The 15981-nt window shown below is 72.0% G+C and carries 14 protein-coding genes; 4 read left to right on the top strand and 10 right to left on the bottom strand.

The features are described 5' to 3' along the window. Nucleotides 1–77: 77 nt before the first annotated feature. Genes ACIO1C_RS13190 through ACIO1C_RS13175 form a run of 4 tightly spaced genes read right to left on the bottom strand, consistent with a single transcriptional unit; the run spans nucleotide 78 to nucleotide 4278 of the window. Nucleotides 78–986, bottom strand: coding sequence for a class I SAM-dependent methyltransferase (locus tag ACIO1C_RS13190; RefSeq protein ID WP_401862079.1), 909 nt, complete (start codon nucleotides 984–986; stop codon nucleotides 78–80). 33 nt (nucleotides 987–1019) lie between these two features. Continuing rightward, nucleotides 1020–2108, bottom strand: a complete 1089-nt coding sequence (locus tag ACIO1C_RS13185) for an NAD(P)-dependent alcohol dehydrogenase (protein WP_401862077.1) — start codon at nucleotides 2106–2108, stop codon at nucleotides 1020–1022. A gap of 2 nt (nucleotides 2109–2110) precedes the next feature. Further along, on the bottom strand, nucleotides 2111–3514 hold the full coding sequence (locus ACIO1C_RS13180; RefSeq protein WP_401862074.1) for an aldehyde dehydrogenase family protein: 1404 nt from the start codon (nucleotides 3512–3514) through the stop codon (nucleotides 2111–2113). 8 nt (nucleotides 3515–3522) lie between these two features. Further along, nucleotides 3523–4278 (bottom strand): (5-formylfuran-3-yl)methyl phosphate synthase, encoded by a 756-nt coding sequence (locus ACIO1C_RS13175; RefSeq protein ID WP_401862072.1) that lies wholly within the window; start codon nucleotides 4276–4278, stop codon nucleotides 3523–3525. A 307-nt stretch (nucleotides 4279–4585) separates the two neighbouring features. Here ACIO1C_RS13175 and ACIO1C_RS13170 point away from each other — a divergent pair, with 307 nt between their 5' ends. Continuing rightward, nucleotides 4586–5608: a DUF4331 family protein gene (locus ACIO1C_RS13170; RefSeq protein WP_401862071.1), complete on the top strand. Its 1023-nt coding sequence runs from the start codon at nucleotides 4586–4588 to the stop codon at nucleotides 5606–5608. Between the two features lie 130 nt (nucleotides 5609–5738). Beyond that, a complete protein-coding gene (locus ACIO1C_RS13165) occupies nucleotides 5739–5942 on the top strand; it encodes a hypothetical protein (protein WP_401862068.1) in 204 nt (67 codons plus the stop codon). Nucleotides 5943–5946: 4 nt separating this feature from the next. On the opposite strand, the gene paaE is transcribed toward ACIO1C_RS13165, so the two are convergent. From paaE to ACIO1C_RS13135, 6 genes are all read right to left on the bottom strand, one after another. Next, nucleotides 5947–7050, bottom strand: coding sequence for a 1,2-phenylacetyl-CoA epoxidase subunit PaaE (paaE, locus tag ACIO1C_RS13160; RefSeq protein WP_401862067.1), 1104 nt, complete (start codon nucleotides 7048–7050; stop codon nucleotides 5947–5949). Then, the gene (paaD, locus tag ACIO1C_RS13155) at nucleotides 7050–7565 is read right to left on the bottom strand and encodes a 1,2-phenylacetyl-CoA epoxidase subunit PaaD (RefSeq protein ID WP_401862064.1); all 516 of its coding nucleotides are present in this window, start codon (nucleotides 7563–7565) and stop codon (nucleotides 7050–7052) included. Before paaD ends, paaE begins: the two co-directional genes overlap by 1 nt. Next, nucleotides 7559–8389 (bottom strand): 1,2-phenylacetyl-CoA epoxidase subunit PaaC, encoded by an 831-nt coding sequence (paaC, locus tag ACIO1C_RS13150; RefSeq protein WP_401862061.1) that lies wholly within the window; start codon nucleotides 8387–8389, stop codon nucleotides 7559–7561. Before paaC ends, paaD begins: the two co-directional genes overlap by 7 nt. Nucleotides 8390–8398: 9 nt before the next feature. Then, on the bottom strand, nucleotides 8399–8701 hold the full coding sequence (gene paaB / locus ACIO1C_RS13145) for a 1,2-phenylacetyl-CoA epoxidase subunit PaaB (protein ID WP_401862058.1): 303 nt from the start codon (nucleotides 8699–8701) through the stop codon (nucleotides 8399–8401). Then, a complete protein-coding gene (paaA, locus tag ACIO1C_RS13140; protein WP_401862055.1) occupies nucleotides 8698–9678 on the bottom strand; it encodes a 1,2-phenylacetyl-CoA epoxidase subunit PaaA in 981 nt (326 codons plus the stop codon). Before paaA ends, paaB begins: the two co-directional genes overlap by 4 nt. A gap of 144 nt (nucleotides 9679–9822) precedes the next feature. Further along, entirely contained in the window at nucleotides 9823–11046 is a 1224-nt protein-coding gene (locus ACIO1C_RS13135) for a thiolase family protein (RefSeq protein ID WP_401862052.1), read from the bottom strand. A 688-nt stretch (nucleotides 11047–11734) separates the two neighbouring features. Here ACIO1C_RS13135 and ACIO1C_RS13130 point away from each other — a divergent pair. Beyond that, entirely contained in the window at nucleotides 11735–15415 is a 3681-nt protein-coding gene (locus tag ACIO1C_RS13130; protein WP_401862198.1) for a hypothetical protein, read from the top strand. Then, nucleotides 15412–15864: a DUF4279 domain-containing protein gene (locus ACIO1C_RS13125; protein ID WP_401862049.1), complete on the top strand. Its 453-nt coding sequence runs from the start codon at nucleotides 15412–15414 to the stop codon at nucleotides 15862–15864. The genes ACIO1C_RS13130 and ACIO1C_RS13125 overlap by 4 nt, the downstream gene beginning before the upstream one ends. The last annotated feature ends 117 nt before the right edge of the window (nucleotides 15865–15981 follow it).

Raw genomic sequence — 15981 nt, 5'->3', positions numbered from 1 at the left:
GGCGAGACCGGCACCGAAGCCGGTCTCGCCCGGACAGACGTACGGAGGTACGGAGGTACGGAGGTACGGAGGCGGCGTTACGGTCGGGGCTTGTCCGCGAACACCCAACGGTTGCCCGCCAGCGCGTCGTTGTCCTCGGGCAACGGACCGCGTCCGTGAAAGCGGGTGAAGTCGAACGGTGTGTGGACCGAGGTGGACCAGCCCTTGACCGCCAGGTCACCCGCGGAGTCGGGCCGCGGCTGTAGGTCGAACAGGTTGAGCAGGTCGATGCCGATCTGGCGGTGGGTCGAGGTGTAGAGCGGGCTGTCGCGGTATTCCAGCAAGTCCCTTTCGAGCTTCACCTCGAACGCGAGGGCGCTCCCGGGCGCGCTCAACCGGTCCACCGTGTCGATGAGGTACGTCTCGGCGACGGGCGGCAGATAGAACAGCAGCCCCTCGGCCAGCCAGACGCTCGGTGCGGACGCGTCGAAGCCGGCGTCGGCCAGCGCCGTGACCCAGTCGTCCCGCAGATCGACCGGGACGGTTACGCGCTCCGCCTTCGGTGTGGCCGACAGTCCGTCGAGGACCTCGTGCTTGAACGCCAGCACCCCTTCCCGGTCGATCTCGAAGACCACACAGCCGGGAGGCCAGTCGAGCCGGAAGGCCCGCGAGTCCAACCCGGCCCCGAGCAGCACCACTTGGCGGGCGCCGCCCTTGCGCACCGACCGGAGGACGAAGTCGTCGAGGACCCTCGTCCGCAGGCCGAAGTACCGCGCGAACCGCCCCCACAGCGGGTTCGCGTCCCCGTCCGCGACCTGGTGCGGGCGCACCGGCCAGGCGGCGGACGCGGGTGCGGCGAGCACGAAGTGCTCCGCGTAGACGTCCCGGGCCAGGGCGTCGTGGCGGTGGGTCTCGATCGCCCGTGACGCGGCGACCAGGAGAGCGGTCAGACCGACACCTCCTTCCACGCCTTCCACACCGGTGTCGCGAGTTGTTGTGCCGGTCACATGTTCTCCCTTGTCGCACGTCGGCGGCTCCCGCTACGGGAGCAGGACGGGTTTGACGACGCGGCCCGCCTCACAGTCGCGTTCCGCTTCGTTGATGTCGGCGAGTGGGTACGTACGGATCAACTCGTCGAAGGGAAACCGCCCGGCCTGCCACAGCCCGGTCAGCCGCGGTATCAGCAGTCCCGGCACCGCGTCCCCCTCGCAGATGTGGGAGATCTTCCTGCCCCGGTCCAGCGTGCCCGGTTCGAGCGGCAGCGCGGTGTGGAGCCGGGCCACCAGACCGAGGTGACCGGTCGGGCGCAGGGCCCGCAGCGCGTCGTTGATCAGCGGGGCGGAGGCCGTGGTGTCCAGTGCGTACCGCGCTCCGCCGTCGGTCAGGTGCCGGATACGGCCGGGCAGGTCGGCCGTCGTGGCGTCCAGCGCGGTCGCGCCGAACCGCCGCGCGAGGGCCAGCCGTTCGGGATACCGGTCGACGGCCACGACCGCCGCCCCGCACGCGGTGGCCGCCATCACCGCGGCCAGGCCCACCGCTCCCGCGCCGAAGACCGCGACGGTGTCGCCGGGCCCGGCGCCGAAGGTGTTGAGGACCGCTCCGGCGCCGGTGAGGAAACCGCAGCCGAGCGGTCCGAGCAGCTCGACGGGCAGCGAGGGGTCGACCCGGACGGCGTTGCGGGCCGCGACCACCGCGTACTCGGCGAACGAGGACTGGCCGAACCACCGGGGGGCCAGTTCGCCCCCGGTCGCGTCGGTGAACCGTGCGGCGTTCTCCTTGCGCCCGCCGAAGAGGTTGAGCGAGGCGAAGGAGTCGCAGTAGGCGGGGGCGGCGCCCAGGCAGTTCCGGCAGTGTCCGCAGGAGTCGAAGCTGAGCACCACGTGGTCGCCGGCGCTCAGACCCGTGTGCGGGCCGCCCGTCTCCACCACGACCCCGGCCCCTTCGTGGCCGAGCACCGCCGGCAGCGGCGAGCGGCCGGCCGACCGCCGGACCGCGAGGTCGGTCCGGCACATCCCCGTACCCGCGATCCTGACCAGGACCTCACCGTCGGCGGGACCGGGGTCCAGCTCCACCTCCTCGACGGCGAACCGGCTCTCGTACGAGCGCAGCACCGCCGCGCGGAATCTCATCCTCACGCCTCCAGCGGACGGTGTACGACAAACGGCGCGAGGTTCCCGTAGAGCCCCCACAGTCCGCCCGCGACCCCGACGCCGCTGTCCTTGATGCCCGCGAAGGGCTGCGCGAGGGACAGTTCGGCGTGGTGGTTGATCCACGCCGTCCCGCACTCCAGCCGGCCGGCGACCGCCTCGGCCCGGTCGAGGTCGGTCCCCCACACCGAGCCGCCCAGCCCGAAGCCGGTGCTGTTGGCCGCCTCGACGGCTTCGCCGAGGCTGTCGTACGGCAGCACCGGCAGGAGGGGGCCGAACTGTTCCTCTGTCACCACCGGGCTGTCGGGCGGGACGTCGGCGAGGATCGTCGGGGCGTAGAAGTAGCCCGGCCGGTCCAGCCGGTGGCCGCCGGCCACCGCCCGGGCGCCGTCCGCCAGGGCCTGGGCCGTGTAGCGCTCGACCCGGGCCAGTTGCGGGGCGTTGTTGACCGGGCCCAGCTGCGTGCCCGGATCCAGGCCGGCCCCGACGACGGCGCTCTTCGCGCGCTGTGCCAGGGCCTCGACCACGTCGGAGCAGAGCCGGGCCGGGGCGTAGACGCGCTTGACCGCCATGCAGACCTGGCCGCAGTTGCGGAACGCCGCCCAGAACAGCCGGTCCGCGATCCGCTCCACCTCCACGTCGTCCAGCAGGATCGCGGCGTCGTTGCCGCCCAGTTCCAGGGTGACCCGGCCGAGCGACGCCGCCGCGCCCCGCGCGACGGCCCGCCCGGTGGGCGCGGAACCGGTGAAGGTCACGTGCCGGATCCCCGGATGGGAGGCCAGTCGGGCGCCGAGGGGTTCGTGACCGGTGACGACGGTGAGCACGTCCTCGGGGAGGACGGAGGAGATGACGGACGCCAGCAGCCGGGTGGCCAGGGGGGTGAAGGGGGACGGCTTGAGCACGACCGTGTTGCCCGCGGCGAGCGCGGGCGCGAACTTCGCCGACGCGAGCTGGAGGGGGAAGTTCCACGGGACGATCGCGGCCACGGGTCCCAGTGGCCGCCAGCGGATCTCGCTGCGTACCGGACGGCCGTCCGTGATCCGCTGGGGCCTGGGGGCCAGGTCGGCGAAGTGGCGCAGGCGGGCGGCCGTACGCTCGATCTCCGCGTACGACTCGGCCAGGGGCTTGCCCTGTTCCCGGGTGAGCAGCGGAGCGAGGTCCGCCCCGGCCGCCTCCACGGCGTCGGCCGCCGCGAGCAGCGCGGTGGTGCGGGCGGCGGGATCGGCCCGCCAGCCCCGCCAGGCCTCCTGGGCCCGGCCGACCACGGCGTCCAGTTCCTCCGGCGACTGGCAGGGAGCCTCCTCGAAGGCCTCGCCCGTCGCCGGATCGAGGACGGCGAAGCGCTCGGCGCCCGTCCCGGGTGCGTGAGGGGGCCGAGGTGTCGGCATGCCGCCCCTCAGCTCGCGGCCGCGGCGGCGGCCGCGTGTTCCCGGGCGTGCCGGTCCATCTCCGCCCGGAAGGCGGCCACCAACTGCGGCTGAATCCTTCCCGTGTTGCGGTCGCCCCCCTCACAGACGGCCCCGCGCACCCCCACGATGTCCGTACCCATACGGGTCAGCGCACCGAGGTCTTCCGCCTTCACACTGCCCGCGAGCGCCGCGAGCAGACCGGCGTCGTGGGCGAGGCGGACGAACTCCGCGCAGACGTCCGGCGGAACGTGGTCGAACAGCCGGCTCCCGTCCTTGATCGCGGTGTCGAGCATGGCCGCGTCCGCGCCGGAACGGCGGGCGATGTCGGGCAGCGCGAGCGGGTTGACGCAGCCGATGCGGTGGGCGTCGGCATAGCCCGAGGCGACCACCAGCGCCTCCGGCCGATAGTCCTTCACCGCCCGGACGACCCCCCGCATGACATCGACGGCCTGTTCGGGCGTGGTGCAGCCGTAGAGGCCGACCTTGATGTACGTGGCTCCCGAGACGGCCGCGCCGAGCGCCGCCTGAGCCACCGTGCCGGGCTTGTACGGCACGTCCCCCACCGTCGCGGACACCGGCTTCCCGGCCGGGACCGCCTCACGGATCTCTCTGATGACCCACGGGAAATTCGCGCCCAGCGAACCCTCGTCGGGCTTCTTCACATCAACAATGTCCAGATACTCCGCCGCCTTCGCACAATCGAGAGCTTCCTCGACACTGTCCGGAGAGATGAGAAGCAACAACGTGGACTCCTTTTCATCGCACACCCGTCCGACCAGCAGGCAGGTATACGAAAACGGTCGGATCCCTTGCGGTGTGTTCATCATTCACCGCGGTCCGTAGTCATCGGTAGAGCGCACAGGACCCGGACGGGAATTTCCGCGCACTACTCAACGCGCCGTGCGCGCCTGTGAAAGCGCGCCGCACACATCAGTCCGAATCAAAGAGGTCGATGATCACTCGATCGACCGTTTCCGACATACCGGAAATATAGGATGAGTGGGGTATAAAGCTCCGGACCACCAAGATCGCGACCAGGACGGACCAGCCATGTCTCATCACCTCGACACCCCGCTGGCGGCGCAGAACGGCCAGCTGTTCATCGACGACCTCTATGTCTTCCCCGGCGAGGACAGCACGGTGTTTGTCATGGACATCAACTCCAACATCACCGGCGTCCACGCCGAGCCGGGCTTCCACCACGAGGCGCGCTACGAGATCAAGGTGCACTTCGACGGCGCCGACCAGGAGACCCTGACCTACCGGTTCTCCTTCGGCGAGCCCGACGCGGACGGCCGTCAGTCGCTGCGCCTGCACTCCCTGACCGGCGCGGACGCCCAGGGGGACGCGGCCGAGGGCGAGTTGGTGCTGGAGGGCCGTACCGGCGAGACGGCCGGCGCGGCCGGGATCCGCGCCTGGGCCGGACGGGTCCAGGATGCCTTCTACGTCGACCTGTCCCTGCTCGCCGTCGTCAACGGCGCCGTGGGGAAGGGCACCGCGGTGGACCTGTCGTCCTGGAATCCCCACGAGGCGCGGAACACCTTCGCCGGTACGACGGTGGAGGCGATCGTCCTCGAAGTCCCCCACACACACGACCGGTTGCGGCCCGGGGCCCGTACCGGCGTGTGGTGCGCGACCAAGCTGGCGACCGACGCCGGCGGCTGGCGGCAGGTCAACCGCGGTGGCAATCCGATGATGTGGCCGATCTTCTGGCCCGACGACACGGACTTCTCGAACCCGGCCAACACCCGCCACCCGTCCGAGGACGTCGCCGCCGACGGCCGGGCGATCGCCGGCCGGATCGCCGCCGTGGTCGCGGCCACCGGTACCTCGGCCGACCCCGCGGGCTACGGGCAGACCGTCGCCCTGCGGCTCCTCCCCGACGTCCTGCCGTACGTGGTCGGCACCCCCGCCTCCTTCGGCTTCGCCGCCCGCAACGGCCGTACCCGCGCGGACAACGCACCCGAGGTGATGATGTCCCTGGTCACCAACCTGCCCGTGCCCAGTGGCCTCTCCCCCGCCACCACCAAGGACCAGCAGAACGACCGGTTCCCGTACGTCGTACCGGAGTGAGCACGGCCATTGCCTCTTTGTGCGCGAGCCCTGGTCCGGGCTCCGGTGGCGAGAGGCCGAATGGCATGAGACCGTGTCGTCCGTTGGGTCGTGCGCCGGGTTGTACGGGGGGCCGAGGAGGAGAAATCCGATGGCCATGGAAGCGCTGAGCAAATTGATGGACCAGATTTCGCCGGACCATCAGGAATGGGTCAACTCATTGCCGAGGGAACGGCAGCTCGAACTGCTGAAAATGTGGGAGAACCACGGCGGGAACACCGAGCTCGGCAATATCGGGAGCGACAGCAACAGCGTGGACCCGGACGCGCTGATCGAGAAGTTCAGAACGCACTGACCCCTCAGCTGTCGTAGTCGACGCTCACCTTCTCGGAGACCGGGAACGTCTGGCAGGTGAGGACGTAGCCGGCGTCGACCTCGGCGGGTTCGAGCGCGTAGTTGCGGCGCATGTCGGCCTTGCCGTCGGTGACCAGGGCGCGGCACGTCCCGCACACGCCGCCCTTGCAGGCGAACGGCAGGTCGGGGCGTGTCTTCTGGGCGCCGTCGAGGATCGTGGCGGTACGGGCCAGCGCGCCGGTGGTGGAACGGCCGTCGAGCGTGATGGTGACCTGGCTGACCGGGCCCTCGGCGGCGCCGTCCACATGGCGCGTCTCCCGTACCGGCGCGTCGTCGGCGAAGAACAGCTCGCGGTGGATCCGGTCGGCGGGAACGCCGAGTCCGTTCAGGACGTGCTGGGCGTCGCGGACCATGCCGTGCGGGCCGCACAGCCACCAGTGGCCGGCGTCGGCGAGGTCGACCAGGCCGTCGACGAGCGCGGCGAGCCGGCCGCCGTCGAGGCGGCCGGTGAGCAGCTCGGCCTCGCGGGGCTCGCGGGAGAGGACGTGCGCGAGCTGGAAGCGGGTGGGGTAGAGATCCTTCAGGTCGGCGAGTTCGTCGGCGAACATGACGGAGTTGGTGCGGCGGTTGCCGTAGAAGAGGGTCACCCGGGAGCGGTCGTCGGCGGCGAGGACCGATTCGGCGATGGAGATCATCGGGGTGATGCCGGAACCGGCCGCGATCAGGACGTGGTGTCCGTGCGCGGTGAGGTCGGGGGTGAACGCGCCGCTGGGGGCCATCACGTCGATGACGTCCCCCGGCTTCACCTCGTGGACCAGCCAGGACGAGAACAGTCCGTCGGGCACTTCCCGTACGCCGATGCGCGGCGGGGTGCCCGCGGGGGCGCAGATGGAGTACGAGCGCCGCTCGTCCCGTCCGCCGACCTGGCGGCGCAGGGTGAGCGCCTGCCCGGGGGCGAAGGCGAACTCGCCGGCCAGTTCGTCGGGGATCGCGAACGCGACGGAGACCGCGTCCTCGCACAGCCGGCGCACCTCGGCCACACGGAGGGGGTGGAAGGCGGGCCGGCGCCGTGGGGCCCGTACGGGTGCCGGGCTCAACAGGTCTGCCATCAGATCTCCTTGACGTACTCGAACGGCTCACGGCAGGTGCGGCAGCGCCACAGTGCCTTGCACGACGTGGCGCCGAACCGGGAGGTTTCCTCGGTGTCGGCCGAGCCGCAGAGGGGACACATCACCTCGGCGCGTGTCGGCGAGAGCACCAGCGGCACCGGGCCGGGCGGGTGGCGCGGGGCCGGTCCTGGCGGGGCGATGCCGTGCTCGGCGAGTTTGCGGCGGCCGGCGGGGGTGATCCAGTCCGTGGTCCACGGCGGGTCGAGCACCGTACGGACCTCCACGCGCGCGTACCCGGCGGCCTTCAGCCTGGTGGCCACTCCGGCGCGCATCTCGGCCATGGCCGGGCAGCCGGAGTAGGTCGGGGTGAGGCTCGCGACGATCGTGCCGTCCGCGCCCGCCTCGACCTCGCGCAGCACGCCGAGGTCGGCGAGGGTGAGCATGGGGAGTTCGGGGTCCGGGACGCCCTCGGCGATGTGGCGGGCGCGGCGGACGTCCGCCGGGCCGGTCACCATGTCCCCTCCGGGTGGGCCCGGGCGACGGACTGCAATTCGGTCAGCAGCGGGACGAGGTGCTCGGTGTGGTCTCCGTCCCGGCCGGATCCCGGGAGCGGCTGCCACGCGGGCAGGGGCAGTCCGGCCGCGTCCAGGACCTGGCGCAGGACCCCCACCACGTCGTCGCGGACGTCGTACGCGGAGAACAACTCGCCCAGATACGGGGTCACGTGCCGCAGCGCGGCCCGCATGCGGCGGTGCGACTCGTCCGTACCGTCGCCGAGGCGCACCGCCCAGTCGGCGGCCCACTGGCGGTGGTACGCCAGCTCCTTCACGCCCTTGACGGCGACGGCCGAGAGGACGGGGTCCGCGGTGGCGGTCAGCCTCTCGAAGTGCGCGAGCCGCCAGCTGGACAGCACCAGCAGCCGTACGACGGTGAACGCGAAGTCCCCGTTGGGCAGTTCGGCCAAGCGTACGTTCCGGAACTCGCCCGCGTCGCGGAAGTAGGCGTACGCGTCCTCGCCGCGGCCGGTGCCGTCGGCGTGGCCGGCCCGGGTGTAGAGCAGGCGGGCCTGGCCGAGCAGGTCGAGCCCGATGTTGGCGAGGGCGACGTCCTCCTCCAGCTCGGGGGCGCGGGTGGTCCACTCGGCCAGCCGCTGGGCGCTGACGAGGGCGTCGTCGCCGAGCGCGAGACAGGACGCGGTGAGCTCCCGCCGGTCGACACCGGCGGGGACGGTGGTGTCCACGCCGTGCAGGGGGTCCTCGAAGCCGGTGCCGAACGCCCACCGGGCGTCGCCGTCGTCGTGACCCTCGGCCAGGGTCATGTAGACGTGGTCGTCGGTCATGCCCTGCTCCTAGATGTGGGGGACGTCGTCGGGGATGTCGTAGAAGGTGGGGTGGCGGTACACCTTGTCCGCGCTGGGCGCGAAGAAGGGGTCCTTCTCGTCGCGGGTGGAGGCGGCGATGTGCGCGGAGGGCACCACCCAGATGCTCACCCCTTCGTTGCGCCGGGTGTACAGGTCCCGGGCGTGGGTGAGGGCCATCCGGTCGTCGGCGGCGTGCAGGGAGCCGACATGGACGTGGTTCAGCCCGCGCTTGCCGCGTACGAACACCTCGTACAGCGGCCAGCCCGCCTTCGGCTCCTGTGTGTCGCTCATGTCGCCGCTCCTTCGCGCGTACGTGCCGTCCGCTTCGCCGCGTGGGCCGCGGCCGCCTCCCGTACCCAGGCGCCTTCCTCATGGGCGTCGCGCCGCCGCTCGACCCGTTCCGCGTTGCACGGCCCGTCGCCCTTGATGACGCGCATCAGCTCGTCCCAGTCGGGGGTGCCGAAGTCGTGGTGACCCTGTTCCTCGTTCCACCGCAGCTCGGGGTCGGGGAGGGTCACGCCGAGCTTCTCCGCCTGGGGCACGGTCATGTCGACGAAGCGCCGGCGCAGTTCGTCGTTGCTGTGGCGCTTGATCTTCCACGCCATGGAGGCCGCCGAGTTGGGGGAGTTCTCGTCCGGCGGGCCGAACATCATCAGGGACGGCCACCACCACCGGTCGACCGCGTCCTGGACCATGGCCCGCTGGGCCTCGGTGCCGCGCATCATCGTCATCAGCAGTTCGTAGCCCTGCCGCTGGTGGAAGGACTCCTCCTTGCAGATGCGCACCATGGCGCGGGCGTAGGGGCCGTAGGAGCTGCGGCACAGCGGCACCTGGTTGCAGATGGCCGCGCCGTCCACGAACCAGCCGATCACGCCGACGTCGGCGAAGGTCGGTGTGGGGTAGTTGAAGATCGACGAGTACTTCTGGCGGCCCTCGATCAGCCGCCGGGTGAGGTCTTCACGGTCGACGCCGAGGGTCTCGGCGGCCGAGTAGAGGTACAGGCCGTGGCCGGCTTCGTCCTGGACCTTCGCGAACAGGATGGCCTTGCGGCGCAGCGAGGGCGCGCGGGTGATCCAGTCGCCCTCCGGCTGCATGCCGATGATCTCCGAGTGGGCGTGCTGGGCGATCTGCCTGATCAGCGTCTTGCGGTAGCCGTCGGGCATCCAGTCGCGCGGCTCGACACGCTGGTCGCGCGCGATGGTGGCCTCGAAGTACTCCTCGAGCCCCGGATCGGCGCGAAGCGCCGCTCCGGGCTGTGTGTCATCCATGCCATCTCCCCAACCGACCGTTCGTTCGGTCCCCAATATGATGCATTCTACGGCTTCCCACAAGTGCCGCGCGGGGTCAGCGCCCCTGGGCCGCGGGCCGCTCGTGCCCCTCCCCGGTCCGGGGGGATTCCGGGCCGGCCGCGCTCACACCCGCTCCACCAGCATCGCGACGCCCTGGCCGACGCCGACGCACAGGGTCGCGAGGCCCTTGCGGGCGTCCGCCCGCTCCAGCCGGCCCAGCAGGGTGAGGAGGAGGCGGGCGCCCGAGCAGCCCAGCGGGTGGCCCAGCGCGATGGCCCCGCCGTCGGCGTTGACCCTCTCCTCGTCGAGCTTGAGGCGCCGTACCACCGCGAGCGCCTGCGCGGCGAACGCCTCGTTCAGTTCGACCGCGTCGAGGTCGGCGGTCTGCCATCCGGCGCGGGCGAGAGCCTTCTGGGTGGCGGGCACCGGTCCGAGGCCCATGACGTTCGGCTGCACGCCCGCGGAGGCGGAGGCGACGATCCGGGCCCGCGGGGTGAGCCCGTACCGCGCGACGGCCGCCGCGCTCGCCACCACCAGCGCGGCGGCGCCGTCGGAGAGCGGCGAGGAGGAGCCCGCGGTGACGATGCCGTCCGCGCGGAAGATGGTGCGCAGGGCGCCGAGCTTCTCCAGCGTGGTGGTGGGGCGCGGCCCCTCGTCCTGGGTGACCTCGCCGTCCTTCACGGGGACCGGCACGATCTCACGGTCGAAGTGTCCCGCCGCCTGGGCCGCGAGGGCCCGCTGATGGCTGCGCAGGGCGAACGTGTCGGACTCGGCGCGGGTGATGCCGTCGAGGGCGGCGACCTCCTCGGCGGTCTCCCCCATCGACAGGGTCACCTTCGCCGTCCGCGGATCGGCGCCGGCGGGCACGGCCCGGTCGGCGGCGGCGAACCGCGGATTGGTGAAGCGCCAGCCGAGGGACGTGTCGTACACCTGGCCCGGCTTGGCCCACGGCGTGCCGGGCTTCTCCATCACCCAGGGGGCCCGGGTCATCGACTCCACCCCGCCGGCGACGACCAGGTCGGCCTCGCCGGCACGGATCGCCTGGGCGGCGGAGGCGACGGCCGTCAGGCCCGAGGCGCAGAGCCGGTTGACGGTGTAGCCGGGCACGGTGTGGGGCAGTCCGGCCAGCAGGACGGCCATGCGTGCCACGTCCCGGTTGTCCTCACCGGCCTGGTTCGCGGCGCCCAGGATCACCTCGTCCACGGCGTCGGCCGGGATCGCGGCGCGGCGTACGGCCTCGCCGACCACGAGGGCGGCCAGGTCGTCGGGGCGCACGGAGGCGAGGGCGCCGCCGTAGCGGCCCTGCGGGGTGCGGGCTCCGTCGATCAGGTAGACGTCGTCAGACATGGGCGGGCTCCTCGGCGGTGACGGGGCGGCGGGACCGGCGCGGTTCGTGGCTGGGTAACGTAACCCTTCCGCACGCTAACCGAATGGTCGGTCGGGACACAAGGCGGAGGGCACGGTGGCGCGAGCCACCCCGCCGGAGCCGGACCCCGTCGTGCCGATGGACTGACGACCGCCGCCAGGCCTTCCGTACCACCGGGCACCTTCCGTACCGCGGCCACCGCACGCAAGGCAGCAAACCGACACCGACAGAGCCCTCCGGTGGGCAGGTTGAGCCTCGCCCCGCCAACTCCCCCGCCCTAGAGTCGCGTTGTTCCCACAGGGGCGAACACGTCAGGAGGCGCCGGGACATGCCCGGCGATGTACTCCGCCTGAATCCGTTTCCCCTCACCGGGATCGCACGACATCAACAGGCCTTCCGGGGGAAGGCCGGATCACCCGCCGCGTAGCACGCCGTAAGGGGTCGCTCTGTGCTGCCTCGGCGTCATTCCGGTGTGCCGGAAACGTGTCCGCGGGTCCGCTCCCGCACTTCCTCCTGGGCCGCGTCGACGCCTTTCCACCGGCGTCCGGAAGACAGGGGGAACGAGTGCGAAGATCAACGGCATCGCGAAGAGGCAGCGGTAGGGGCGCCTCGAAGAGGGGCGTCGCGGGTACGGCCCTGGTCGCGGCAGCGGCCGTACTGGCCGGGTTGGTGTACGCGGTTCCGGCCCAGGCCGACGAACCGGGTGACAATCCCACGGATCCGTGGCTGCGGACCACCCGGATCAGCCTGGGGGCCGCGGCCCGGGGCGACCGCTGCGAGGTGGCCCGCTATGTCTCCTTCGGCGGCGCCGAGATGAAGGCGACGGCGGGGAAGGCGCTCGCCGGTACGGACGCCGACCTGGTGACCGCGCTGAGGACCAGCGTGGACGGATGGGCGCCCGTCATCCAGGCGACGGACCGTGACAAGGCCGCGGACGGCACCTACGCGCAGCAGTACGAGACCCGGCACACCAACCTGGACAAGGCCAACAAGCCCTACGCCCCGGAGAACAGCGAGGAGGGACGGGACTACTTCGCGCCGGACTTCGGCGCGGACATCCTGGACTTCACGTTCGGCAAACAGCGTGAGATCTACAACCGGGCGTCGGACAGCCCCACTCCGAAGGCCGGCAGCGCGGCGTTCGCCAAGGCCAAGCAGGTGTTCGCCACCGAGACGGGCGAACCCCTCCCCACCTTCGAGGAGAACTACAAGAGCTTCGCCGGGATCGAGTTGCTCGGGTATTCCGGGGACACCGTGGCGCCGGGGTCGGCGAACGACATCGCGTCCTTCCTCCGGTTCGGCGGCTTTCCGAGGACGGCGCCGGAACCGGACTCGCTGGAGTTCCGGTCCGAGGTCGAGTCGCTGAAGATCGCCTGGGCGAGCTGTGACAGCGACAACCCGATCGACTACAACCGTGTGCTGACCGGTGTGGTCACCCAGGCGTACACGGAGTGGGAGAGCGAGTACGCGGCGCAGTCCAAGCCGCGTGCCGACATCGTCGCCGCCGAGATCACGGCGTCGAAGGAAGTCCGTACGGCCACCGCCGCGATGATCGAGGCGGTCAGCCAGGCGTGGCTGGCGGACCAGATCCTCTTCTGGCAGAAGTACTGGGCCGCCAGGCCCGGTGACCTTCTCTATCCCAAGGCCGCCGAGTTCACCAAGGCCACCGCGGACCTCGCCGCCGCCCGCAAGGCGGCCGCGGCGCAGGTGACGATCGCCGACAAGGCCGCCGCCGCCGCGAAGGTCGCGTCGGACAAGGCGGCGGTGGCGCAGAGCGCCGGGTACGCCGTCGCCGACGCCGCCGGAACTCCGCGCGGGCGCGGGCTGTTGTACGCGCAGCAGGCGGTCCAGGTGGCCAAGGCCTCCACCGCCGCCGCCACGGCCGCGTCGAAGGCGACCCTCACCGCGTCGAACGCCGCGAAGGCGACCGCCGCCGGCAGTGGCGCCCTGTACGCGCTGAGCCAGACGCAGTCCCACGCCGTGAACACCGAGTTCCGCAAGGCAGCCGCGCTGGAGGCCGCGGCTCAGGCCAGGGCCGCCGCGACTGCGGCCGAGACCCAGGCCAAGGAAGCCGCGGCGAACGCCACCAGGGCGAAGAACGCCCAGGGCACCGCCGAGCGGGCGGAGCAGACCGCCAGAACCGCGGCGGCCACGGCGAAATCGGAGCGGGCCAAGGCCGAGGCGGAGAAGGCCAACGCGACCCGGGAACGCACGACCGCCGAGAGCGAGCGGAACAAGGCGGCGGCAGCCGAGCAACGGGCCGTGAACGAACGGGAGGCCGCGGGCCGGGCGTCGGGCTCGGCACAGACGGCCGGGAGCACCGCGGCCGCGGAACTGGAGAAGGCCGAGAACGCCGAGTTCAGGGCCGCCTCGCTCCGTGACGACGCGGTCGCCGCCGAAAGGGACAAGAACGCGACCGCGTCGCGCGCCGCCGCCCTCGAAGCGGCGGCGGCGGCTGCGGAGGGCACCGCTTCCGCCGGCGCGGCACGGCAGGCCGCGACCGAGGCCCGTACAGCGGCCAACGAAGCCTCGGGCGCAGCCACCCGAGCGCGTACGGCGGCCAATGACGCCACCTCGGCGGCCGTGAACGCGCGCGCGGCGGCGACCCGGGCCGGAGGGGCCGCCTCGCGCGCCCGTGCCTCGTCGGACCGGGCATGGTCGGCGTATCAGACCAGCTACGCCGCCGCGCAGACCTCGCACGCGGCCGCGGCGGAGGCCATCGACGCCTCCGACGCGGCGGCCAGGAACGCGAAGGCGGCCGAGGCCGAGAGCAAGAAGGCCCAGGCCGCCTCCGCCGAGGCCCATCGGCAAGCCCTCGCGGCGAAGGACGAGGCGGCCCAGACCTCCTCGTGGGCGGCGAAGACCGCCGGATTCGCCTATGCCGCCGGTCAGTCGGCCGCGGCCGCCGGCGCCGCCGCCACCGAAGTGGTCAAGCCCGCCAACGAGGCCATCTCCATCGGCAGCCCGTACAAGGAGACGGACGCCGCCGCGGCCTTCGCCGTCCTGGTCGGGCAGACGTCGCTGACCATGGCGCAGCAGCAGGCCGCCGCGGCCCAGGCCAAGTCCGAGGAGGCGGCCAGGGCCGCCGCCACGGCGAAGGCTCTCGCCGACAAGGCGAACGCGGACGCCAAGGCAGCGGCCAACGCGGCGGCAGCGGCGGCGGCCGACGCCGCCAAGGCTCTCGCGTCCGTCGCCGCCGCCAAGGCCTCCGCCGCGGAAGCGGCCAAGGCCGCCGCGGCGGCCAAGAAGGCGGACGTCAACACCACGGCGTACAACGCGCAGGCGGGAGAGGACGCCCTCTTCGCCGCCTCCGCGGCCAACGGCGCGGAGAGCGAGGCGTCGGCCGCCGGCGCGGCGGCCACCGAGGCCGAGAAGGACGCGGCCGGCGCCCGCGGCGCGGCGACGGCCGCGGAGGCCGACGCGTCCACGGCGCGCGCCACCGCCACCCGGGCCGAGACCGATGCCACGGCCGCCGAGACCGCCGCGACCAACGCCGACCAGTCGGCCAGGGAGGCCGACACCGCCGCGGACCGGGCGGAGGAAGAGGCGCGCAAGGCGCTCGAAGAGGACCGCAAGGCCGCCATGGCCCAGGGCGGCACCGGGGTCAGCGGGGGCAGTGGGCCCGGTCTGGGCGGAGACGACGAGGCCGTGCTGCGCGCCGGCTGCGGACAGGCGTGCGTCGATCAGTACCGTGCGGCGATGGGGGCGTCGAACGCCGATGTCGTCGACTGGCTGAAGGCCAACAGCGGTGAGGTTCTGCTGGAGTTGATCGGTATCGCCGACCTCAGGCGCTGCTTCGGGCAGGGTGACATCGAGAGCTGCCTGTGGACGCTCGTCAACGCCGTCAGCGTGGTTGTCCTGATCGGCAAGATCCCGGCCGTCACGAAGGCGGTGGTCACGGTCACTCGCGGGATCGGGGCATTCTTCGAGGCCGCCGAGACCGGCAAGAAGCTCGTGGCGCAGTACAAGTTCCTCGTCAAGTGGATCCGGAAGGCCCCGGACTGCGTCACGGACCAGGTCCGCTCCGCGTCCGGGCCCCGCGCCGTCGCACCGTCGGGAACGGCGGCCCGCCCGGCCGCCTCTGCGGCGCTCGGACCGCGCTGTGAGTTCATCTCCGGACCGATCCCCGAGTCCTTCGAGATCGACCGTGGCAGCCTGGTGAAGATCAGCGACAGTCAGCTCAAGAAGGCGTTGGCGACCATCGGCGAGGACGCACACTCGTTCAAGCAGGAAATCGGCGGCAGCGTCGCGCACTGGGACAACTTCCGCGAGAAGGCGACCGGGCGCATCATCTTCGTACGCAAGGGGGGCAAGGTCTTGATCCCGACCGCTGTCAGGTTCATCCCGTGAGCGTCGGTCCGTTCAGGATGTACGTCCGGGTCGTCAGCACCACGCTCCTGCCCGGCGACATCGACGAGCGGCTCGGCGTCCGGGCGGACGAGGCGTGGGCGATCGGCGGCCGCCGACGGCCCGGGTCCCGGCCCCGCGAACACACCGACTGGACGCGGCGTGCGGAGGCGCCGGAGCCCGGAGCCCGGCCGGAGGACCTGGAGAGGATCGTTCTCGGTTGGGGTCTCCCGTTCGCCCGCGCTCTCGGTGCCCTCGCGCGGAGCGGTGACGCGAGGATCTCGTTGGTGATCGTCCAGCAGATCGAGGACCTGGACGACGAGATGGCGAAGGGGATCGTCCTCGGTGCCGAGCTGGTCGCGTGGCTGGCGGTCGCACAGGCTTCCGTCGACATCGATCAGTTCTTCCTCCACGAGTGCGGAGAAGCAGGAAAAGTGACCGCCGGACGCTGACCCGGTGTCCGCGGACGGACGGATTGTCCCGATGGGCTCCGTCCGTCCGCGGACGCGTGTGGCGAAGACGTCCTGCCACAAGCATTGATCATGTCTATGTCATCCGGTTTCCTTGCC

The sequence above is a fragment of the Streptomyces sp. NPDC087420 genome, from assembly GCF_044744165.1.
Classification (GTDB): Bacteria; Actinomycetota; Actinomycetes; order Streptomycetales; family Streptomycetaceae; genus Streptomyces.
This window is presented reverse-complemented; position numbering and strand designations above follow the sequence as displayed.

What these genes read in the sequence shown, in the direction of transcription:
- ACIO1C_RS13185 (WP_401862077.1), bottom strand. Translation starts at nt 2,108, where the DNA reads ATGAGATTCCGCGCGGCGGTGCTGCGCTCGTACGAGAGCCGGTTCGCC.
- ACIO1C_RS13180 (WP_401862074.1), bottom strand. Translation starts at nt 3,514, where the DNA reads ATGCCGACACCTCGGCCCCCTCACGCACCCGGGACGGGCGCCGAGCGC.
- ACIO1C_RS13170 (WP_401862071.1), top strand. Translation starts at nt 4,586, where the DNA reads ATGTCTCATCACCTCGACACCCCGCTGGCGGCGCAGAACGGCCAGCTG.
- ACIO1C_RS13165 (WP_401862068.1), top strand. Translation starts at nt 5,739, where the DNA reads ATGGCCATGGAAGCGCTGAGCAAATTGATGGACCAGATTTCGCCGGAC.
- paaE (WP_401862067.1), bottom strand. Translation starts at nt 7,050, where the DNA reads ATGGCAGACCTGTTGAGCCCGGCACCCGTACGGGCCCCACGGCGCCGG.
- paaD (WP_401862064.1), bottom strand. Translation starts at nt 7,565, where the DNA reads ATGGTGACCGGCCCGGCGGACGTCCGCCGCGCCCGCCACATCGCCGAG.
- paaC (WP_401862061.1), bottom strand. Translation starts at nt 8,389, where the DNA reads ATGACCGACGACCACGTCTACATGACCCTGGCCGAGGGTCACGACGAC.
- paaB (WP_401862058.1), bottom strand. Translation starts at nt 8,701, where the DNA reads ATGAGCGACACACAGGAGCCGAAGGCGGGCTGGCCGCTGTACGAGGTG.
- paaA (WP_401862055.1), bottom strand. Translation starts at nt 9,678, where the DNA reads ATGGATGACACACAGCCCGGAGCGGCGCTTCGCGCCGATCCGGGGCTC.
- ACIO1C_RS13135 (WP_401862052.1), bottom strand. Translation starts at nt 11,046, where the DNA reads ATGTCTGACGACGTCTACCTGATCGACGGAGCCCGCACCCCGCAGGGC.